We start from the raw sequence: 20,160 nt of genomic DNA, 5'->3' as shown, positions 1-20,160 counted from the left end.
TGAACTGGTATGGAGCCATGTCAAACGTACTGGCACGGCAAGACGTCCTTTGCAAAAGGGCGAAAAACTGCGCGACAAAATAGAGGCGCAACTTGCAACACTTCAAAAATTGCCCAACCTCGTCCGATCATTTTTCAAGGCACCGTCTGTCGCCTATATTACCGACTGCTGAGTAATGGAAAGTGCCGGCTGGACCGTTCCCGGTCTGCTCTGTGTCCGCAACTCTGCCAATCCGGACGATGTGGCGCTATGGCAAATGGCTGCAGACGGAAAATGGCTTGCAAGTACCTGGGGCGATTACCACAAGGCCGTTGCCTCCCTTGCCATTGGCCTCAGAACACTGGGGGTGGCTCAAGGCCATCGCGTAGGCATCATGGCCGCCAGTTGCAAAGAGTGGGACTATGCCCAGCTTGGCATTCTGGCTGCGGGTGGCGTCGCCATCGGCCTTGACCCTTACGGACTTGATGAACACATTCAGGAGATTGCCCGTCGTTGCGATTTGACTGGCATAGTGGTCGGTAATCAGGCGCTTCTCGACAAGCTGGGTAGTGAAGTTCGCAAAAACCTGCGCTTCGTCGTCAGCATCGAGACTGGCTCCGAACCTGACGTCATAGCACTTGATTCCCTTGTTTCTCAAAATGTCGACGATAAAGACAAGGACTGGAACCACGCCCAACCGGATGCGGTGGCGACCATTATTTTTACCTCTGGCACAACGGGCGCCCCCAAAGGCATCGAATACAGCCATCGCCAGATGTGCCTGGCCACTGCCTCCGTCCTGGCCGCTTTTTCCGATATCCGCGCGGGCAGCCATCTGGCCTGCTGGCTCCCTCTATCCAACCTTTTCCAGCGCATGATCAACCTCTGCGCCATCGGCTGCGGTGCGCAGACGTTCTACGTCGCCGATCCACGACAGATCATGCGCTTCCTGCCCGATATTTCGCCACGCCTTTTTATTGGTGTTCCACGCTTCTATGAAAAGCTCTACGTCGGCATCCAGGAGGCCCTGGCAACAAAGCCTGCCTGGCAGCAACGGCTTGCGCAATGGGCCTTGCGTGTTGGCGACCGGCACCAAGTCGCCCTGCGCGCCGGTCAGCTTCCGGGCCTTTTACTCAAGCTGCAATTTGCCTTGGCTGAACTCGTGGTTCTGAGAAAACTGAGGGGAATTTTGGGTGTCAACCTCCAGTGCATGGTCAGTGGCTCGGCACCGATGCCCCTGTGGTTGCTTGAACGTTTTCACGCCATGGGGCTGCCAATTCTCGAAGCCTACGGCTTGAGTGAAAACATCATCCCGGTATCCATGAACCGGCCCGGCCAATTCCGTTTTGGCACCGTTGGCCGCCCACTGCAAGGATGCGATATTCGCCTTGCCAGCGACGGTGAACTACTCGTGCGCGGACCAGGAGTTTTCAGCGCCTACTTTGGTGAAGACGCGGCCGATACCGGAATAGACCAGGACGGTTTTCTATCGAGTGGCGATTTTGCACGCATTGATGATGACGGCTTCATCACGCTGATCGGTCGAAAATCGGAGATATTCAAGACCTCAACCGGCCGCCGGGTCGCACCAGCAAGCATCGAAAGCCTTTTGCACCGACTACCACAGGTTGATTACGCCGTAGTATTTGGTGCGGGCCGTACTTTGCCAACGGCTCTGCTAGTCGTCAGTGAAGCCGCCTGGCAGGCAGATCGGCATCAGCTTTGCGAGCATTTGCGGGCGGCAGCGGCACTCGCATTGGCGGCGTTACCCACTTACCTGCGCCCGGCCGGATTGGCCGTCACGCCACAAGCATTGACAATCGCCGGCGGGGAGCTAACCGCTAATCTGAAACTGCGCAGAGGCACGATCGAGAAAAATTTTTCTTCTGCCTTGAACGAGCTTTGCATGACCATCGATAACGCTGCCGGCGCTCCCTTTGAAGCGCAAAGCAAGGATGGTCGCGTACTATTCTTCAGCCTATGAAAACCTACTTTGTCACCGGCGCCACCGGCGCTATCGGCAGTGCGCTGATACCCATCCTGCTGCAAGATGCAAGAAGCAGTGTCCGCATCCTGTTGCGTGCGAAATCCGCCGAAGACTTGCCGTCAAGACTTGAAGACCTGTTCAGTTTCTGGCAGATCGAACCCGCTGACGTGACCACCCGTAGCCGGGTGGAGGCCTTGCGTGGCGATGTCTCCCTGCCCAAGTTTGCCCTTGATGATGCGGCCTACCAGTCACTTTGCCGTGAGTGCACCCACATCGTTCACTCGGCAGGCAATGTTCGGATGAACCTGCCGATCGAACAGGCGCGGCACTCTTCAGTCGATTCAGCACAAAATATCATTGATTTTGCACAGCACTGCCCGCGCCTGGAAAAAATTGAATTCGTCAGTACCGTTGGCGTTGGCGGACGCACCAACGGCACGGTTCCCGAAGACTGGATCCTGACCCCGCGCGGCTTCCACAACACCTATGAACAAGCCAAGGCGGAAGCCGAAGACACGATACGAGGAGCGCTTGAACGTGGCCTGCCGCTCACCGTTCATCGACCCAGCATGGTTGTCGGCGACACACGCAGTGGGCGCATCATTCATTTCCAGATTTTCTATCACCTATGCGAGTTTCTCTGCGGACGACGCACGCTGGGGCTGGCCCCGGGCTTCGGTGTTGCCCGGCTCGATATCGTGCCGGCAGATTACGTCGCCAAGGCCATCGCCTGGTCCAGCACGACTACCGCGACCACCGGCCGGATCATTCACTCTTGCTCGGGGCCGGAAATGGCATTGCTTCTCGAGCCTTTGCGCGAAAACGTACGACGCGCCTTTCGTTCTGCCGGTCGCAGGCTTCCTCCAGTCATCAATTTGCCGACTGGCGTTTTTCGGGCACTTCTCAACGGAGTCAGTGTCTTCATGCCCGCTGAAACCCGGCGGGCGATCAAGACCCTGCCAGTATTTCTCGATTACCTGGCCACCGAGCAGACCTTTGCCAACAGCCGTACGCAAGCCCTGCTTTCTGCCGCTGGACTTGGCCTGCCGGCACCCTCCACCTACCTCGACAAGGTGCTGAACTACTATCTGGAAAATTCCAGGCGATGACTGCAGGCCGCCCAGGAGCGCGCACAACCCTTGTCTTACTCCGCTTCGCGTCGCCCGGGTCGACACTGCACAGCCTAACTCTTCATCAACGTGTCAGATGCGGGCAGCAGGGCCGACCATCCTCTCTCATTGATTGTGTCGCAAGGCATCGACGATAGCCATGCGACTGGCTTTCCAGGCGGGAATGACACTGGCAAGAAGTGTGCTGACCAGCGCCAGAATCAGCGCGTCAATAACCAGTTGTGGTGAAATCAGGACCATCGCAGCGAATCCATGCGTCATTCCCGGTGGCGGCGGCATAGGTATGCCAAGTGCATTAACCCCCTGCGCCAGGACATAGCCCAGAGCAATTCCTGACAGTCCACCGAAAAACCCGATCAACGCGCCCTCGGTAATGAACATGCTCAGTATCTTATTGCGTCGCTGCCCGATGGCAAGGCTGGTTCCGATTTCAGTTGTGCGCTCCAGAACACTCATCGTTTGCGTATTGGAAATGGTCAACACAATGATCAGTCCGATGATGAATTTCACGACATTGACCTGCTTTGTAAACAGGACAACGGTCTTGTTATAGAAATCTGCCAGAGTAGTCCATGGAACAATCTCGAAGTTTCGGTTCGACAATACGGCGCCCAGTTGGTTTGCACCTTCTGCTGTGTGTCCTGTTTTATCGAGCAAGACAACCCAGGATGTCGCGCCATTGACCTTCATCAGTTTTCTCGCCAGGCCTATCGGCAAACGTAGCGCAACATCATCGTAGCCCTTGGAACCTGAAAAAAATGTACCGGCTACGCTCACCTCGACCGCGTTGGCGCTCCCATTGGCCGCAGTAGTCAGCAGAACGACAGTATCCCCCGTCTTCACTCCCACGCTATTGGCCAGACCCTCTCCCAATAGAACTGCCTTGTCATTGGCTGACTGAAGATCACTACCGCTAAAAATGAAAACAAAGGTACTCACCGGTTTCTCACGCACGGGGTCGACGCCTTCACCGACGAAAGCAATGGTGGTATCACCATGGCTGACCAGTCCGCTAAATGCCAGACGAGGCGCAAGCGACTTGAAACTTGGGACTTTTTCTATGAGTTGCTGCACCTCAGACTGTTCTGGCAGCAAAAAAGCATAGGGGTCAGCAATTCCCTTCTCGAAATATCCGGGGCGAACAATCTGGATGTGGCCCAGTTGCGAATGAATCACGCCTTCCCGCATGCTGTCGAATATCCAGTTGATGAACCCACCAGCGAGGAGAAAGGCAATAATACCGCCGGCTACAGTCAGCACGGCCACCGACGTACGCTTTGAGTTACGCCGGAGATTGCGGGCGGCAAGACGAAAATTTTCAATTACGATAATCATCTGTCGATATTAGGTCGCAAAGTCGCAAGGTTGTTATCATACGACAACCTGAGTTCGCGCAAAGCCATCCGCAACATCCGCAGGGTGCGATTCAAACTGGTGAGTATTTTCAAAGGATGTAGCGACAAATGAAGATTGCCGCGTGGAATGTCAATTCGCTCAAGGTTCGACTGCCGCAACTGCTCGAATGGCTTGCCGCGCAACGTCCAGATGTCGTCTGCCTGCAAGAAACAAAGCTTGAGGATCACAACTTCCCGCACAATGACATCAAGGCGGCTGGTTATCACGTCGTCTTCTCTGGTCAAAAGACTTATAACGGCGTCGCCCTGCTGGCACGAGAAGCGCCGACCGACGTCGTCTGCGGCAACCCTCTTTTCCCCGATCCGCAAAAGCGTTTAATCGCTGCCACGGTGCGTGGCGTGCGCGTGGTCTGTGCCTACATACCCAATGGCCAGGAGGTAGGCAGCGAAAAGTATGCCTACAAACTTTCCTGGCTGGATGCCCTGCATGCCTGGATCGGCGAGTTGTTGTCCAAACACCCCTTGCTGGCGCTGGCCGGCGACTTCAACATCGCTCCCGCAGACTGCGACGTGCATAACCCGGCAGCATGGGCCGGACAAATTCTCTGCTCAGAAGCGGAGCGTGCTGCCTTTGCGCGTCTGCTGGCGCTCGGTCTAAAGGACAGCTTCCGACTCTTCGAACAGCCGGAAAAAAGCTTTTCCTGGTGGGATTACCGGATGCTTGGCTTCCAGCGGAACCAGGGCTTGCGTATTGACCACATCCTGCTCTCGGCGCCACTGGCCGAACGCTGCACGACAGCGGGGATAGACCGCGAAATGCGCAAGCGTGAGCGCCCGTCCGACCACGCACCTGTTACCGCAGACATTGCCGACTAAATCCTCACCGCAAAGGAGAAGCCAGTTCGTACGCTGCGTTGCCAAGTAGCAGATGGTGCGGGTGGTGCTGATTTGTTGTCGTATATACAGGGCTCCGGCAGAGGCATAAACTGCTCCTCTGATCAACACCCCTTGCGGAACACATCGTGAAAACAAATGTTGGTGGCATCGACAAAATCCTGCGCATCGTAGTCGGCATTGTGCTCATCGCGCTGGCGGCAACAGGCGCCATTGGCGACTGGGGCTGGATCGGCGTAGTTCCCTTGCTGACCGGGCTGATTGGCTGGTGTCCGCTCTATCCGCTGCTCGGCATGAGCACCTGCACGATAAAGAAGAGTAGCTGAGTCAAATCGCTGGGTAAGCGGAAACGACGCATCACGACTCGCACGCGACTTTTCAGCCTGATTCATTGCAGCGTGTTGGCAACACGAATGTAGTCGGCAACCGACAACTCCTCCGCCCGCGCCGTCGGGGAGATGCCGAGCTGCTCAAAACCAAGACCGCCAAGAATTCCCTTGAGGTTGTTGCGCAGCATCTTGCGTCGCTGCGCGAACGCCGCCGACACTAGCGCCGCAAACTTGGCTTCGTCCTTTGCCAAAAGTTCCTCGGGCGGACGGGGAATCAACCGCACCACGGCCGAGTCAACCTTCGGCGCTGGCGCAAAGGACTCCGGCGGCACATCACGCAGCCAGTCCATGACAAAACGGTATTGAAGCATTACCGACAGGCGGCCGAAATCCGAGCTTCCCGGCTCGGCAACCATGCGTTCGACGACTTCTTTCTGCAACATGAAGTGCATGTCGTAAACGTCGTTGGCAAAGCTGGCCAGGTGAAAAAGCAGCGGGGTCGAAATGTTGTAGGGCAGATTGCCGACCACGTGCAGTCGGCTGCCAGAATCATCAAGCAGCGACGCAAAATCAAAATTCAGCGCGTCGCCTTCGTGGATGGTGAGCTTTTCAGGCGAATAACGTGGCTTCAGACGAGCGATGATATCGCGATCAATCTCGATGACGTGCAGATGGTCCAGTCTGTTCAGTAGCGGGTCGGTCAGCGCACCGAGCCCGGGACCGATCTCGACGACACAATCGCCGCGCTTTGGCGCAACGGCATTAACGATGTCGGCGATCACCTGATAGTCAATCAGAAAATTCTGCCCAAAGCGCTTGCGCGCAATATGTTTGCTCATCGGCTCAATCCTGCCCGTTGCACCATCTCGATGGCCTGGTCGACGGCGACGAAGAGGCTGCCCGGGTCAGCGCGACCGGTGCCCGCCAATTCGAGCGCCGTACCGTGGTCAACCGAGGTACGGATGATCGGCAGGCCAAGCGTCACGTTGATGCCATTACCGAAGCTGGCGTACTTGAGCGCCGTCAACCCCTGATCGTGGTACATGGCCAGCACGCAATCCCCCTGCGCCAGCAGCGGTGGAGTGAACATCGTGTCGGCGGGCAAGGGGCCGATCAGCGCCATGCCCTCGGCACGCAGACGATCAAGCACCGGCGTAATAACCTCGATTTCCTCACGCCCAAGATAGCCCCCCTCACCGGCATGTGGATTAAGCCCAGCGACCAGTATGCGCGGGCTGGAGATGCCGTATTTCCTGCCCAGATCGGCATGCAGTATACGCAGTGTCTGTTCAAGTGATTCCTGCGTCACGGCTGCGGATACGTCCTTCAGCGGCAAATGGGTAGTCGCCAGCGCAACCCTCAGGCCGCCGCCGACGAGCATCATCACCACCCGTGGAGTCGCGGTTTTCTCGGCCAGATACTCGGTATGTCCCGTAAAGCCCACACCGGCATCGTTGATCACCCCTTTATGCACCGGTGCTGTGACCATTGCTGCAAACGCGCCTGAGCGACACCCTTCAATAGCCCGATCGAGCAAATGCAGCACATAAGGTGAATTGGCCGGATCAAGCTGACCGGGATGCGAAGTGATGACCAGAGGACTATGCAGAATGTCGAGCGTTCCCGGGGCTGCTGGCAAACCGGGCGTCCAGTCGCGCAGTTGCCCGTGGAAATTGACCACCTGCGCCCGTTCGGCCATAAGCTCTCGATCGGCAAGGACTAGCAGGTGTGCCGGGAGCGTTCCCAAAGCACGCTCAAAGAGACGCAAGCAGATTTCCGGGCCAATCCCGGCTGGCTCACCCGAGGTGACGGCGATGGTTGGCAAGATCGCCGGAGGCATGGCTTAGCGCTCTTCGAGGCGCAGCTCGACGTAGGCGCGGTCGCGCGCCTGACGCAACCAGTCCTGATACGCCTCATCCATTTTGCGTTCGCGCAAGACCTGGCGTGCTGCCGAGCGCTGACGGTCAGCCGAGGCGTCCTGAACGCGTCGCTCAAGCACTTCGATCAGGTGATAACCAAACGGCGACTGGATAGGCTGACTCAGTTCACCAGGTTGCAACTGGTTCATCACCCGCTCGAACTCAGGCACCGTATCGCCGGGATAGATCCAGCCAAGATCGCCACCCTTGGACGCCGAACCATCCTGCGAAAAGAGCTTGGCCAGTTCAGCAAAACTGAAGCCATTCTTGATTCGTTCATACAGACCGGTCAGTTTATGTTTGGCATCGGATTCCGAAACCACTTCGTTGACCTTGATCAGAATATGCCGGACATGCGTTTGCTGAACCGCAGTCGCCACCGCCCCGCCCCGCTTTGAAACCAGTTTGACGATATGGAAACCGTTGGGGCTGCGCAGAATCGGCGCCACCTCACCAACATTGAGTTTGACGACAATTTCCGAAAAAATGGCGGGCAGACGATTAAGTTGGCGCAGCCCCAGATTTCCACCCTGCAAGCCATCCGGCGCATCGGAAAAGGACGCCGCAAGCTGCGAGAAATCGTCGCCCTTCCCGATCCGGTCAAAAATCTGATCCGCCTTGGCCTTGAGCCGCTGAATCTGCTCCGGGCTCGCCGATTCGGGAGTGCGCAGAAGAATATGGGCGACCTCGTACTCTTCACGTCCGCTGCCCTTGGCCGAATCATCGGAGAGATAGTTGTCGATCTCGCCTTCCGATATGACAATTTTGTTTTCCACTTCACGCTCGCGAACCCGCGCAATGACCATTTCTTCGCGAATTTCCTCACGGAACTTCACGAAGGCAATACCGTCTTTTTGCAGCGCCTCGCGAAACTGGGTGAGCGACATCTTGTTGCTGGCGGCAATGCGCTGTAGCGCCTGATCGAGTTGCGTATCGTCAATCCGCAGACCGATATCCCGCGCATGCTGCAACTGAACCTTGTCCATGACCAGACGTTCGAGCATCTGCCGCTCAAGCACATCGCGCGCAGGCAATGGCGTACCCTGCCGCTGTAGTTGCTGGAGAGCCAGTTCAAGGCGCGTGCGCAACTCGTGCAGGGTAATCACTTCGTCATTGACGACGGCAACAATGCGGTCAGCCGGCAGGGGCGCATTGTTGGTCTGACGTTGTGGTGATTGCGCCGAAACCAGTCCGACGGAACACAGGAAGAGAACCAGAGTACGAAGCAGTAGCGTCATGCGTAACACCTTCTATTGACCAAAGACAGGGTCGGCCGTTGGCTGATTGATCAGGCTGTAACCCTGAATATTGCGTTTGAGAAGATTCAGCGGATTGGAGCCGATGCGCGAAAAATCACTGAGTTCAAGCTGGATGAAAAATCCCGTTGAGTTACTCGCCTGGGTCAGGGCGATGCGCTGGATAACGCCGCGCACTACCCAGCAACCGCCGTTGTATTCCAGACCGCCGATCGACTCGATAAGACGCCCCCCCTGGCTGCTGGTCGAGGTATTGCTTGCATCATCCTTGAACGAGTAGTTGATCCGGCCAACAGCATGCCAGCCTCCCGTGATAGGCCACTGCCCGGACAGATCGATCTGGTCAATTGGTGCATTCGAATCACGATTGTAGCGATACGCCAGGTTGAGCACCTTGCCCGGTTCAGGCTGATAGCGCGTCCCGATCGAATAGCGCTTGACCTGTTGATCACTCAGGTTGTACTGCACTGCGGTATCGGCATAGACCCTGGGCAATAGTTGCCCACTAAAGGCGGCCAGAAAATCGGATTTGTCCCACTTTCCGCTATCAGGCGCGGCGCCAGGGAGTTTCACCCTGTTCTGCGTAAAATAGAAACGTTGCCCGAGCATCGCGCGCATGATTTCGTTGCCGGTAGACGGTTCAAGCAAGCGGGTCATCGCTGCCGCAGTTAGCTGGTTGGCGTTGCTAACGCGATCCCATCCGGAAAACTGGTTCTCCGAGAAAATCTGCGCGAAATTGAAGTCGGCCAGACCGGTATCAAAAATCGGAATCTGGTCCTGATTCTTGTACGGAACGTTCAGATAGAAAAGCCGCGGCTCAAGGGTCTGCGTGTAATCCCGCCCGAACCAGTTGCTTGAGCGCTCAAAGGTCATTCCCGAATCGACACTAAAAATCGGCAGGGTGCGACTGATCGCATCCGGGATGCCCGCCGCCTGACCCGACAGTGCGTAATGGGTCGCATTGACGCCGATCTTGGGTGTCACGTACCAGCCCGGCGTCACGTAAGGCAGCGCCACCTGCGGATAGAGCACGGTGCGCTGTCCGTCTGGATCGGTCGTCACAACGCCGTTGATCACCTGTTTCGGCTTGGTGAACGCCGTGTACTGGCCAAGGAAACTGCTGTCGGTCGTGTACAGATCGGGCTTGCGGGCAGTGAAGGTGATCTGCGGCAACATCCGGTACGGATTCGGATTCACCGTGGCCTGATCGGGTTGCAGGGTCTGGTAAGACTGAAAATTGGCCGTTGCAGTCCACCAGCCACCGCCGCCATAGCTCAGCATACCCTGTTGCAGAAGATTGACCTGCGAAGTGCTGGCAATTCTGCTCGACAAGTCGGTGTAGTAGTTGTCGTCGGATACCTTGCTATAGTTGATCAGCCCGGAAAACCCATTTGCCGTGGCCTGGGTATGCATCAGAGAATATGCATATCGGTTATCGCCGTTGCGTAATTTATCGTCTGGCAGCAGCTCGAAACGCGCCTGCGATCCATACAAACCACCGAACGCAGTATTGAGATAGCGGACCTCGCTACCGATCTGGACGCCGCGCTTGGTGAATACCCGTGGCGCAATCGTCGCATCCATGTTCGGCGCGATATTCCAGTAGTAGGGCAGCGCGAGATCGATGCCGCTGGTACTGCTGGTGCCAAAAGTCGGCGCCAGAAAGCCCGATTTTCGTTCGTTGTTGAGCGAGAACGACAGCCATGGCGAATAGATAATCGGCACACCTTTGAAATACACCGCGCCATCGCGACCATCGGCCACTTCGCGGTCGTAATCGAGCTTGAGCTCACTCGCCTTGAGATACCAATCGTTATTTCCCGGCGCGCAGGTCGTATAACTTCCGTTGGTCAGCCGGACCTGATTCTCGCCCTCAAAATCGATACGGTCGGCATCACCCCGCCCTTCGGTCATCCCCTTGGGCATCCGGGTCGAATCGTCGAGGGTGGTCTGGCCGGGTCTGATATCGAAAGCGCGCGGCGAGGCGAAGCCTGAGGTCAGCCATGAATCGTCGTTGCGCAACTGTTCGGTAAAGTTCGTTGCAAAGGCCTTGTCCGCGGCCGCCTTGCTCCCGGCTTGCGGTTGTCGCTTGATGGTGTACGAAGGCTGCTCGAAAAAACCAATTTGGTCTTCCAGCTTGAGTCGCATTTTTGGACCGGTAATCCGATCCGCGCCCTGTTCAAGGCGCACATTGCCCTCGGCCTCGATCTCATCGTCAATCGGCCAGTAGGTCAGGCGATCAGAATTGACGACGGTACCAATCTTGCGTAACTCTGCATCACCCTCGGCATTGAACTCTCGATCAACATCCCCGCCCATGCGCAATGCACTGAGGAATACTGGTCGCGGCACAGCACTGTCTTTCGCTGGCGGCACCATGGTCTTCGCGCTACGCAAGGCCAGCGGCGGCAGGGCATCGGGAACTTCTTCCTCGTCGCGCGAACCGGTGGCCGGCACCTGCGGCGGAACGGTTTGTGCTGACGATGCCAGGCGCGAGCCTGCACCAACCTCTAGGGCAGGGCCATAGGGCACGCGCTGATGAGCTGGCGTGGTGGCCTGACCAAAGGCCGTGTTGGCGATTTCGCTCGGCGCTGGCGGACGTGCCGGCGTGCCGACGGCTTCTCCAGTCTTGCCCAACTCCCACTTGGCCCAGATGAAGAAAATATTGCCTGTTCCGTTCCCACCCGGAACAAAAGTCGTCTCCAGATTGAGATTCTTGTAGGCCAGCGAAGCCAACGGCAAGACGGCCGGGAATGGAATGTAGTGCGCAATATCGGTGCGCGACATCAGGCCGGCGGTATAACCCAGACCCAGGCGGACATCCTCGGCCGGGCGCCAGATCGCCTTCCAGCCGTAACCGGCGATGTACATTGGTTTGAAGTGCGAATCCTGGAAAGCCATCGCATAAACGCCCTGCCAGTTCCCCTTCTCGTCATAAAGCCCTTTTCCCACACCGAAACCCAATGGGCTTTCCTGGTAGGTGGCGATTTTTTCTGCGCTATACGCGCTACGCAAATGGTGTGTGTGCACGGGCAGATAAAACTCCCAGGCCCCATTGTCATAAGCGTCGGCAACTGGATCCCAGATGCGCCGGAACCAGGATTTGTCAGCACCAGCCGATTTTGCCCCGCTGGCGGCGTGGGCCGCTGAAGCCACAGTCGCTGGTCGACCGGCGACGACCGCGCCGGGAGCTTCTTGAGCGACGGGTGTCGTCGCCGAAACCGTGGGCTGCCTGAGCAGCGCCGGGTCGACGCGCAAGGGCGCCAATGTGGAAAAATTCGTGGCTGAAGAGGCTGTCGCAGCGGCCTGAGCCGAAGGTTGAACCGTTGGCCTCGGCGCCTGCGGCACGGAGTCTGGCGGTTTCGCCGGCGAAGTTACAGGAACGCTGGGCACCGCTTGCGGCGCTGGCGAACGGGCGGAAATCTCCTGCGCCGACGCCTTGCTGGCCTGCGGCTGCGCCTCGACCGGACGGGCCTCAACAACAGGCGCTTCTACCGGCATGACTTCGCTGCGCGGCCTGTCGACCGGGCCCGGAGAAGCCGCCGGCGTGGGCGCTTCTGCCGGCTTTATCGGTGGCAGACCAAGCAGTGCCGGGTCAACGCGCAGCGGTACAGGCGCCTGCGCCTGTACCTGCCCGGCATATCCGCCGACCAGAACGCTGACAAAACCGTAATAGAAGAACAGCGCGAGCGGTTTGCGCCGGGAAGGAAAATTCATCCGGAACCATCAGTAAAAAATGCAGCGAACTCGGGTTGTTTCCCGACAGCGCAGCGACCAGCGGGGCAAGTGGTACGAGTGGTAAAATCGTCGCATTTTAGCACCATAGCTCAAGGAGAAGCGGCATGCCGCGTACTGTCCTGCTGCGCGACTGGCTTGATCGCCACTTCTTGCCCCAGTACCCAGATCAGGAATTGTCCCTGGCGCCGGCATCGACCGACGCCAGTTTCCGTCGTTATTTCCGTCTCACCTTGCCGGATAACAGCACCCGTATTGTCATGGATGCGCCTCCCGAGCACGAAGATTGCCGCCCTTTTCTCAAGGTTGCAATGCTCTTGCGCGATGCCGGCGTGCACGTCCCTGACGTTTATGCCCAAGACCTGGCGCAGGGCTTTCTGCTCCTCTCCGACCTCGGCCACACCACCTACCTCGACGTCCTCAACGCCAGCACCGCGCCCGCGCTCTATCGTGACGCCAACGCCGCGCTGGTCGGCATCCAGCTCGCCAGCCGGCCTGGCGTCCTCCCCGCCTACGACCACGCACTGCTTTCCCGTGAACTCGATCTGTTCCCCGATTGGTATGTCGCCCGCCACCTTGGCATCACGCTTGACAGCGGCCAGCAGGCCACGCTGCGCTCGGTATTCGCAAAGATCCTCGCCAACAACCTGGCGCAGCCGCAGGTTTTCGTCCATCGCGACTACCACTCGCGCAACCTGATGGTTTGTGCTGAAGGTGGTGTTTCCTCATTTCCCACCAATCCCGGAATCATCGATTTTCAGGATGCGGTTTACGGCCCGATCACCTACGACCTCGCCTCGCTCTACCGTGACGCCTACATCCACTGGGAAGAGGCACAAGAACTCGACTTCGTCATCCGCTACTGGGAAATGGCGCGCCAGGCCGGGCTGCCGGTGCATGCCGACTTTCACGATTTTTACCGTGATTACGAATGGATGGGTGCGCAACGCCAGATCAAGGTTCTCGGCATTTTTGCCCGTCTTAGCCAGCGTGACGGTAAGGATGGCTATCTCAAAGACATGCCGACGGTCATGGCCTATCTGCGCCAGACCTGCGAACGCTACCTCGAACTGCGGCCCCTGGCGCGCCTGCTCGACCAGCTCAAACAGCGGCCGGTCGATGCCGCTTATACCTTCTAATGAAAGCCTTCATTCTCGCCGCAGGCCGCGGTGAACGCATGCGACCACTCACCGACAGCACGCCCAAGCCACTACTGTGCGCTGGCGGCAAGCCGCTCATCGTCTGGCATCTTGAGCGGCTTGCCGCCAGCGGCTTCCACGACGTCGTCATCAACCACGCCCATCTTGGCGAGCAGATCGAAGCCTTATTGCGCGACGGCAGCCAATTCGGCCTGCACATCCGCTACTCGCCGGAACCGCCAGGCGCCCTGGAAACCGCAGGCGGCATTGCCCAGGCCCTGGGCCTGCTTGGCAACGACACGTTTCTGGTAGTCAATGGCGATGTCTGGTGCGACTGGGATTTCAAACGCGCCCACGCGCTGGCCGGACGTACCGCACATCTGGTTTTTGTCGACAACCCACCACAACATGCCGGCGGTGATTTCTGCCTCGACGGCGAGACCGTCAGATACGCGAGTAGCGGTATCGGCCCGACGCTGACCTACGCCGGCACCGGCGTTTTCTCGCCGGCGTTTTTCGCCGGTGTGCCCCCTGGTGCAATCATGAAAATGCGCCCCCTGCTCGACGCCGGAATCGCCCGGAGCACCGTCAGCGGGGAACGCCACACCGGCCGCTGGGTCGACGTAGGAACACCCCAACGCCTTGCCGAACTCGACCAGGAAGTGCGCGCACAATTGAGGACAACATCATGAAGCATGAACCCTACTCGACACGCCGCAATGCCTTGCTCAAACGGATTGGCGATGGCGTCGCCGTCATTCCGACCGCGCCAGAACGCGTACGCAATCGCGACTCGCACCACCCCTACCGTTTTGACAGCTATTTCTGGTACCTCTCCGGCTTTCCCGAACCCGAGGCAGTTATCATTCTGGTCGGCGGCAAGGAACCCAGAGCCATCCTCTTCTGCCGCGAAAAGAATGAAGAACGCGAAGTCTGGGATGGCTTTCGCTACGGCCCGGAAGCGGCGCGCGATGCCTTCGGTTTTGACGAAGCCTATGACTTCACCAGCTTCGAGCAAAAGCTTCCCGAGCTGATTGCCAATCGCAGCGCACTATGGCACGCCCTTGGCCACGACCCCGCCTGGGACACAAAAATTGTCAGCGCGCTCAACGCAGTGCGCGCGCAAAGCCGTGCCGGCAAGCGCGCGCCCGGCGAACTTTACGACCTGCGAGGAACGCTCGACCACATGCGCCTGCTCAAGGACAGTTACGAAACAAAAATCATGCGCCACGCCGCCGCCATCGCCTCGGCCGGGCATGCGTGCGCCATGCGCGCATGCCGTCCAGGCATGGTCGAATACGAACTCGAAGCCGAGCTTGGCTACGAATTTCGCAAACGTGGCGCCGACGGCCATGCTTATTCACCGATCGTCGCCGCCGGTCACAATGCCTGCGTCCTGCACTACATCGAAAACAACAAGCTGCTGGCCGAGCACGCGCTGGTACTCATCGACGCTGGCTGCGAAGTACAGGGATATGCCTCTGACATTACGCGAACATTCCCGGTCAACGGCCGCTTCAGCGGCGTCCAGCGCGACGCCTATGAAATCGTTCTCGCCGCACAGAACGCGGCAGTCAGCGAAGTCAAACCCGGCGCGCCCTTCATTGCCTACCACGAAGCCGCGCTGCACGTTCTGGTGCAGGGAATGATTGACCTCGGGCTACTGACCGGCAGCGTTGATGGCGCTATCGAAAGTGAAGCCTACAAGCCCTATTACATGCACCGTACCGGGCACTGGCTTGGCCTTGACGTGCACGATGCCGGCGACTACAAGGCCGGCGACGACTGGGTTCGACTTGAGCCGGGAATGGCGCTGACCGTTGAGCCTGGCCTTTACATCCGCCCCGCCGCCGGCGTTCCGGAGCAGCTGCACGGCGTCGGCATCCGCATCGAGGATGACCTGTTTGTTACGACCGATGGCTGCGATGTTTACACCAGTGCGCCGAAAACCATTGCCGAGATTGAAGAAGTGATGCGTCGTGACTGACCCCACCGCACTCGATACCGACGTCCTGATCATCGGCGCCGGCCCGGTCGGCATGGCGCTGGCGCTGTCATTGGCCGACAGCACGCTGCGCGTATTGCTGATTGACGCACGTCGGCGCGACGCCTGGGCCGACGACCCGCGCGCCCTGGCGCTGGCGCACGGCAGCCAGCAACTGCTCGAAGGACTGCACGCCTGGAATGCCCGTGCCGGCACAGCGATCAGCGAAATCCATGTGTCGCAGCGCGGCGGCTTCGGGCGAACGCTGCTGACCGCCAAGGATTACGGCGCCCCGGCGCTCGGTTATGTCATGCCCTACCGCGACCTCGCCGCCGCTCTCGCCGCACGCATCGCGCCCGGGCAGTTGATCTCCGAGTGCGTCGTCGATTCTATCGAAACCGGCAGCAAAATGAGTAAAGATCAGATCACCGCAACGCTTGCGCACCAAGGCGCAGCGATGCGCATCACGGCCAAACTTATCGTCCATGCCGAGGGCACGCCGGAGGGCAACCCCGACATCAGGGTACGTGACTACCACCAGCACGCCATCGTCGCGCAAGCCCGCCCGGCATCGCCGCACCACAACCGCGCCTGGGAGCGTTTTACGCCGGATGGTCCACTGGCGCTGTTGCCGCTTGGGCAGGACTACTCGGTGGTGTTCACCGCACCTGCGGATAAGGCGGCACGGCTGCTCGCGTACAGCGACGAAGCCTTCCTCGCCGCGCTGCGCGAGCAGTTTGGCAAGCGCCTCGATTTCGTCAGTTGCGGCCCGCGTTCCGGCTTCCCGCTGGCGCTGCGCGTCCGGTCGCAGATCACCCGGCCGCGTCAGGTATGGATCGGCAACTGCGCACAAACCCTGCACCCGGTTTCCGGCCAGGGTTTCAACCTCGGCCTGCGCGATGCCATCGAACTTGCCACAGCGCTGCTCGATCATGGCCCTGACGATGCCGGCAACACGACAGCGCTAGCCGCCTACGCGCGCGGTCGCCGGATCGACCGACGCTACAGCATGGCGTTCACGGATAGCATCGTGCGCCTCTTTTCCAATGACCTGGCGCCGCTACGTTGCGCGCGCGGTCTCGGCCTGCTGGCCCTTGACCTCTACCCGCCACTGCGTCATTTCGTCGCCAAACGGATGATCTGGGGCGCACGCGCCTGGCCTTGAAGCTGGCGATGCGTAAATGTGGTCAGGCATGCAACTGATAAATCGGCTGTACGGCCAGCCGCATCCCCATGGCCTTGAGAATCGCAGAAAGCGTTTTCAATTCAGGATTTCCCTGTTCTGCGACTTCTTGTCACCACCACTGGTGAGCAATATCACCTGATTGCCAACCTGCGCGTAATAAACGCGGTACCCGGCCCCACCTACGATCATCTGGCGCAACGTCGTTTCGAATTCGTCCCCTTCTGGGGTTTCATGGTCCTGCTACTTTACCGCATGCGCCGGATCGATTGTCGGACCTGCGGCGTCAAGGTCGAGCAGGTGCCGTGGGGTTGCGGCAAGCATCAACTGACGACGGCCTATATGCTGTTTCTTGCCCATTGGGCGAGAAAGCTGTCGTGGACGGAGACCGCACGGTCATTCCATACGTCATGGGAGAAGGTCTGCCAGGCCGTCGAATACGGCGTTGCCTGGGGCCTCGAACAGCGAACCCTGGGACCGATCCAGGCGATCGGCGTCGACGAAGTGACGTATGCCAAGGGCCACAAGTACCTGACCCTGGTCTACCAGATCGACGGGCACTGCACTCGGCTACTGTGGATCGGCAAGGCGCTTTCCGCGAAGATCGAGTTCGTCTGCTCCGACATGTGGAAGCCGTACCTGCGCGTCATCCGCGAGCGCTGTACTAACGCCCTCAATATCCTCGGCCGCTTTCATATCGTCGCCAAGATGAATGACGCGCTCGATGAGGTTCGCGCCGCCGAGGCGCGCCGACTCGTCCAGGATGGCTTTGAACCGGTCTTCCATAAGTCGCGATGGTGCCTGCTCAAGCGCAAGACAAAGCTTACCGGCAACCAGCGCGTTCGCCTGCGTGATCTGCTTCGCTACAACCTCACGACGGTCCGAACTTATCCACAGATTCTACTGACGAGGCATAATTTCACCAGCGTTGCTCTGTAGCCTCTGTGATCCGCTATGGAGGGCAGCGGACGGATTGAGCTTTACGATACGCCCTTTCAATTCAACCACTGAACGTGTCATTCCGGAATGACATTCGTATTCTGTAGGACTGCTCATTTCGACACTGTTATAAAAACTGACAATGTTTATAACCGCATCCCCGCCTTTGTTCCGACTTTTCTGGCTAAGGTCCGACAGGGCCATACGGAATGCTTCACGACACGTTCGTTGATCGGATTCTTCTTCGTTATATTTTGCTCCTGGGGATCGCACCGGGTTTGCCACAGCCTTTACCGAAACCTCTTCGATTATGTCGGGCGTGCCAATCTCTTTTGGTAGAGACTCCCCAAAATAGAGCCGCATGTCCTGCCCAATGATCTGTTGAGCGCGCGACGATTTTGTCACTTCAGTGATCGGAAACAGCAATCTTGTATTGCGAGCGTACGTTGTGGCGGAGGCCAGGGCCAAGGCAAGCACTAGAAAATTGTGCCATGGCAGTGATGAAGTCTTGTTCATTGGTTTTGTCCTTGTTGGTAAAGTGCTGCCTTCGCATTATGCCTTTGTACTTAACTGCATGGCAAATTCTGGAAAACGTACGCAGCGGTTACGTAATGCGATAATCACCGCATGCCGAATCGGAGCTTCGTTCAGTGACGATCGAACACGCTAAACAACGGGTCGAAAACAGCGCCAATCCACCGTTGACGGGCGATATGGAACTGCTTCTGGCGATCAGCCAGGACTTCGTGGGATCTCCCGCGATGAGTGAAACGCTGGCCAACGCGATTCACCAGATCATGGCCTACATGAATACCGAAGCGGCTTCGATCTTCCTGCTCGATGCGCCGAACGAGAAGCTGACCTGCCTGGCCTGCGCCGGACCGGTCTCCATCGAAGGGCTGACCATCGCCAGAAATCAGGGGATTATCGGCCGCGCGCTGGCCAGCAATTCAGTCCAGATGGTGCGCGACGTGTCGGTTGATGGCGATTTTTGCACCGCTGTCGATGACCATACCGGCTTTACCACCCGCTCTATCCTGTGTGCTCCCCTGATGGTCAAGGGGCGCATGCTGGGCGCCCTGGAAGTTATCAACAAGCGCAAGGGCGACGGGCTTTTTGATTTGGCTGACAAGCGGTTTCTGCAGGTGCTGGCCGGAATGGTTTCGTTGGCCGTGCACAACGCTCAGATGACCGAAGCGCTGGTTGAGCAGGAACGCATGCGGCGCGAACTCGATCTAGCGCGCGAGATTCAGCGCGATCTGCTGCCGGCCCCGCCGAAGGTCGACTTTCCCTTGCAGGGGCTTAACCTGTCTGCGCTGGAGGTTTCCGGCGATTTTTATGATTTCTTCACTCTCGCTGATGGGCGTATCGCCTGGGGGCTGGGTGATGTGTCGGGCAAGGGAATGAATGCGGCCATGCTCATGGCCAAGACAATCAGTCTGTTCCGTTGCCTCGGCAAGACAGTGCATGACTGCGCACAATTGCTGTCCATCCTCAACGACGAAATTTCCGAGACAGCCAGTCGCGGCATGTTCGTCACTATGGCGCTGGGGGTCTTCGATCCGGCGAGCGGAGAGATCTTGTTTGCCAACGCGGGGCACCAGCCGCCACTCTATCGGGACCGGATGGGCGCCTACCACGAGCTTGAGGAATCCTCGCCGCCGCTTGGCATCGTGCCGGGCATGAGCTACGCCGAACAGCGCCTGAAACTTGATGGCGGACGCCTTTATCTGTTTACCGACGGGGTGACGGAAGGCCGGGCCGATGATGGCAGAATGCTGGCGCTTGCCGGCCTGCAAGCGCTGCTCGATCGGCATGCCGCGTTGCCAGCGGCCGATCAGTTGGCGCGCGTCGCCGAGGCGCTGGTTCGCCCCGGCGTGCGTCTGCATGACGACCTGACCCTGCTGGTGATCGGCTGATGGAGACCCTGCTCGATCAAAACTTTGCGGCAAGCACCGGGGTACTTGCCGCAGTTCGCGCGGCGGTGCGCGCTGCCTGCCAGCACGCGGGCAATAGTGAACAATGCGGCGAGCAGGTCGTGCTGGCAATCAACGAGGCGTGCATGAATGTTATCCAGCATGCTTATCGGTTTGCCGATGGGCAGCATTTCACGCTGCGTCTTGCTGTTGATGACGCTGTGTTGGTGGCGCATTTACTGGATAATGGCCTGCCGGTAAGCGACGTGGATTTGCGCCCCAGGGAACTCGATGAATTACGACCTGGCGGGCTCGGTGTGCGCTTCATGCGCGAGTTGATGGACAGCGTGGCTTACATTGAAGCGCCGCAAGGCTTTACCAACTGCTTGCAACTCACCAAACGAATTTATTGAGG

General features: G+C 58.5%; 17 protein-coding genes and 1 pseudogene. 12 read left to right on the top strand and 6 right to left on the bottom strand.

What is annotated here, in order from left to right; genetic code table 11:
- From Q1J43_RS07390 to Q1J43_RS07380, 3 genes and pseudogenes are all read left to right on the top strand, one after another.
- Window positions 1-172: pseudogene (locus Q1J43_RS07390) on the top strand (IS630 family transposase); the annotation flags it as partial.
- Window positions 173-175: 3 nt separating this feature from the next.
- Entirely contained in the window at window positions 176-1,963 is a 1,788-nt protein-coding gene (locus Q1J43_RS07385; RefSeq protein ID WP_301101801.1) for an AMP-binding protein, read from the top strand.
- Window positions 1,960-3,075: an SDR family oxidoreductase gene (locus Q1J43_RS07380; RefSeq protein WP_301101800.1), complete on the top strand. Its 1,116-nt coding sequence runs from the start codon at window positions 1,960-1,962 to the stop codon at window positions 3,073-3,075. The genes Q1J43_RS07385 and Q1J43_RS07380 overlap by 4 nt, the downstream gene beginning before the upstream one ends.
- Before the next feature lie 126 nt (window positions 3,076-3,201).
- On the opposite strand, the gene Q1J43_RS07375 is transcribed toward Q1J43_RS07380, so the two are convergent.
- On the bottom strand, window positions 3,202-4,431 hold the full coding sequence (locus tag Q1J43_RS07375; RefSeq protein WP_301101799.1) for an FtsX-like permease family protein: 1,230 nt from the start codon (window positions 4,429-4,431) through the stop codon (window positions 3,202-3,204).
- A 128-nt stretch (window positions 4,432-4,559) separates the two neighbouring features.
- Between Q1J43_RS07375 and xth the strand changes: the two genes are divergently transcribed.
- A complete protein-coding gene (gene xth, locus Q1J43_RS07370) occupies window positions 4,560-5,327 on the top strand; it encodes an exodeoxyribonuclease III (RefSeq protein WP_301101798.1) in 768 nt (255 codons plus the stop codon).
- Window positions 5,328-5,473: 146 nt separating this feature from the next.
- Entirely contained in the window at window positions 5,474-5,671 is a 198-nt protein-coding gene (locus Q1J43_RS07365; protein WP_301101797.1) for a DUF2892 domain-containing protein, read from the top strand.
- A gap of 62 nt (window positions 5,672-5,733) precedes the next feature.
- On the opposite strand, the gene rsmA is transcribed toward Q1J43_RS07365, so the two are convergent.
- Genes rsmA through pagP form a run of 4 tightly spaced genes read right to left on the bottom strand, consistent with a single transcriptional unit; the run spans window position 5,734 to window position 12,566 of the window.
- Entirely contained in the window at window positions 5,734-6,513 is a 780-nt protein-coding gene (gene rsmA / locus Q1J43_RS07360) for a 16S rRNA (adenine(1518)-N(6)/adenine(1519)-N(6))-dimethyltransferase RsmA (RefSeq protein ID WP_301101795.1), read from the bottom strand.
- Window positions 6,510-7,514 (bottom strand): 4-hydroxythreonine-4-phosphate dehydrogenase PdxA, encoded by a 1,005-nt coding sequence (pdxA, locus tag Q1J43_RS07355; RefSeq protein ID WP_301101794.1) that lies wholly within the window; start codon window positions 7,512-7,514, stop codon window positions 6,510-6,512. The genes rsmA and pdxA overlap by 4 nt, the downstream gene beginning before the upstream one ends.
- A 3-nt stretch (window positions 7,515-7,517) precedes the next feature.
- A complete protein-coding gene (locus tag Q1J43_RS07350) occupies window positions 7,518-8,831 on the bottom strand; it encodes a peptidylprolyl isomerase (RefSeq protein WP_301101793.1) in 1,314 nt (437 codons plus the stop codon).
- Between the two features lie 12 nt (window positions 8,832-8,843).
- A complete protein-coding gene (gene pagP, locus Q1J43_RS07345; protein WP_301101792.1) occupies window positions 8,844-12,566 on the bottom strand; it encodes a lipid IV(A) palmitoyltransferase PagP in 3,723 nt (1,240 codons plus the stop codon).
- Between the two features lie 125 nt (window positions 12,567-12,691).
- Between pagP and Q1J43_RS07340 the strand changes: the two genes are divergently transcribed.
- The 5 genes from Q1J43_RS07340 to Q1J43_RS07320 all read left to right on the top strand — a co-directional run bounded on the left by Q1J43_RS07340 (window position 12,692) and on the right by Q1J43_RS07320 (window position 17,829).
- A complete protein-coding gene (locus tag Q1J43_RS07340; RefSeq protein WP_301101790.1) occupies window positions 12,692-13,723 on the top strand; it encodes a phosphotransferase in 1,032 nt (343 codons plus the stop codon).
- Window positions 13,723-14,415 carry an N-acetylmuramate alpha-1-phosphate uridylyltransferase MurU gene (murU, locus tag Q1J43_RS07335; RefSeq protein ID WP_301101788.1) on the top strand — a complete coding sequence of 231 codons (693 nt, stop codon included), beginning with the start codon at window positions 13,723-13,725 and terminating at the stop codon, window positions 14,413-14,415. Before Q1J43_RS07340 ends, murU begins: the two co-directional genes overlap by 1 nt.
- Window positions 14,412-15,710: an aminopeptidase P N-terminal domain-containing protein gene (locus Q1J43_RS07330; RefSeq protein WP_301101787.1), complete on the top strand. Its 1,299-nt coding sequence runs from the start codon at window positions 14,412-14,414 to the stop codon at window positions 15,708-15,710. The genes murU and Q1J43_RS07330 overlap by 4 nt, the downstream gene beginning before the upstream one ends.
- Window positions 15,703-16,872, top strand: coding sequence for an FAD-dependent monooxygenase (locus Q1J43_RS07325; protein WP_301101786.1), 1,170 nt, complete (start codon window positions 15,703-15,705; stop codon window positions 16,870-16,872). The genes Q1J43_RS07330 and Q1J43_RS07325 overlap by 8 nt, the downstream gene beginning before the upstream one ends.
- A 252-nt stretch (window positions 16,873-17,124) precedes the next feature.
- Entirely contained in the window at window positions 17,125-17,829 is a 705-nt protein-coding gene (locus Q1J43_RS07320) for a transposase (protein WP_301101785.1), read from the top strand.
- Here Q1J43_RS07320 and Q1J43_RS07315 read toward each other — a convergent pair.
- The gene (locus Q1J43_RS07315; protein WP_301101783.1) at window positions 17,791-18,345 is read right to left on the bottom strand and encodes a hypothetical protein; all 555 of its coding nucleotides are present in this window, start codon (window positions 18,343-18,345) and stop codon (window positions 17,791-17,793) included. The genes Q1J43_RS07320 and Q1J43_RS07315 overlap by 39 nt on opposite strands.
- A 134-nt stretch (window positions 18,346-18,479) precedes the next feature.
- On the opposite strand from Q1J43_RS07315, the gene Q1J43_RS07310 reads away from it, so the two are divergent.
- Together Q1J43_RS07310 and Q1J43_RS07305 are read left to right on the top strand one after the other, a co-directional pair.
- Window positions 18,480-19,748, top strand: a complete 1,269-nt coding sequence (locus tag Q1J43_RS07310) for a GAF domain-containing SpoIIE family protein phosphatase (RefSeq protein WP_301101782.1) — start codon at window positions 18,480-18,482, stop codon at window positions 19,746-19,748.
- Complete coding sequence (locus Q1J43_RS07305; RefSeq protein ID WP_301101781.1) at window positions 19,748-20,158, top strand: ATP-binding protein; 411 nt, start codon at window positions 19,748-19,750, stop codon at window positions 20,156-20,158. Before Q1J43_RS07310 ends, Q1J43_RS07305 begins: the two co-directional genes overlap by 1 nt.
- The last annotated feature ends 2 nt before the right edge of the window (window positions 20,159-20,160 follow it).

This window comes from Propionivibrio sp. (genome assembly GCF_029255185.1).
In the GTDB taxonomy this organism is placed as follows: Bacteria; Pseudomonadota; Gammaproteobacteria; order Burkholderiales; family Rhodocyclaceae; genus Propionivibrio.
The sequence above is the reverse complement of the archived record's forward strand: the minus strand, read 5'-3'. Positions and strand labels throughout refer to the sequence as shown.

What these genes read in the sequence shown, in the direction of transcription:
- Q1J43_RS07385 (WP_301101801.1), top strand. Translation starts at nt 176, where the DNA reads ATGGAAAGTGCCGGCTGGACCGTTCCCGGTCTGCTCTGTGTCCGCAAC.
- Q1J43_RS07380 (WP_301101800.1), top strand. Translation starts at nt 1,960, where the DNA reads ATGAAAACCTACTTTGTCACCGGCGCCACCGGCGCTATCGGCAGTGCG.
- Q1J43_RS07375 (WP_301101799.1), bottom strand. Translation starts at nt 4,431, where the DNA reads ATGATTATCGTAATTGAAAATTTTCGTCTTGCCGCCCGCAATCTCCGG.
- xth (WP_301101798.1), top strand. Translation starts at nt 4,560, where the DNA reads ATGAAGATTGCCGCGTGGAATGTCAATTCGCTCAAGGTTCGACTGCCG.
- rsmA (WP_301101795.1), bottom strand. Translation starts at nt 6,513, where the DNA reads ATGAGCAAACATATTGCGCGCAAGCGCTTTGGGCAGAATTTTCTGATT.
- pdxA (WP_301101794.1), bottom strand. Translation starts at nt 7,514, where the DNA reads ATGCCTCCGGCGATCTTGCCAACCATCGCCGTCACCTCGGGTGAGCCA.
- Q1J43_RS07350 (WP_301101793.1), bottom strand. Translation starts at nt 8,831, where the DNA reads ATGACGCTACTGCTTCGTACTCTGGTTCTCTTCCTGTGTTCCGTCGGA.
- pagP (WP_301101792.1), bottom strand. Translation starts at nt 12,566, where the DNA reads ATGAATTTTCCTTCCCGGCGCAAACCGCTCGCGCTGTTCTTCTATTAC.
- Q1J43_RS07340 (WP_301101790.1), top strand. Translation starts at nt 12,692, where the DNA reads ATGCCGCGTACTGTCCTGCTGCGCGACTGGCTTGATCGCCACTTCTTG.
- murU (WP_301101788.1), top strand. Translation starts at nt 13,723, where the DNA reads ATGAAAGCCTTCATTCTCGCCGCAGGCCGCGGTGAACGCATGCGACCA.
- Q1J43_RS07330 (WP_301101787.1), top strand. Translation starts at nt 14,412, where the DNA reads ATGAAGCATGAACCCTACTCGACACGCCGCAATGCCTTGCTCAAACGG.
- Q1J43_RS07320 (WP_301101785.1), top strand. Translation starts at nt 17,125, where the DNA reads ATGGTCCTGCTACTTTACCGCATGCGCCGGATCGATTGTCGGACCTGC.
- Q1J43_RS07315 (WP_301101783.1), bottom strand. Translation starts at nt 18,345, where the DNA reads ATGAACAAGACTTCATCACTGCCATGGCACAATTTTCTAGTGCTTGCC.
- Q1J43_RS07305 (WP_301101781.1), top strand. Translation starts at nt 19,748, where the DNA reads ATGGAGACCCTGCTCGATCAAAACTTTGCGGCAAGCACCGGGGTACTT.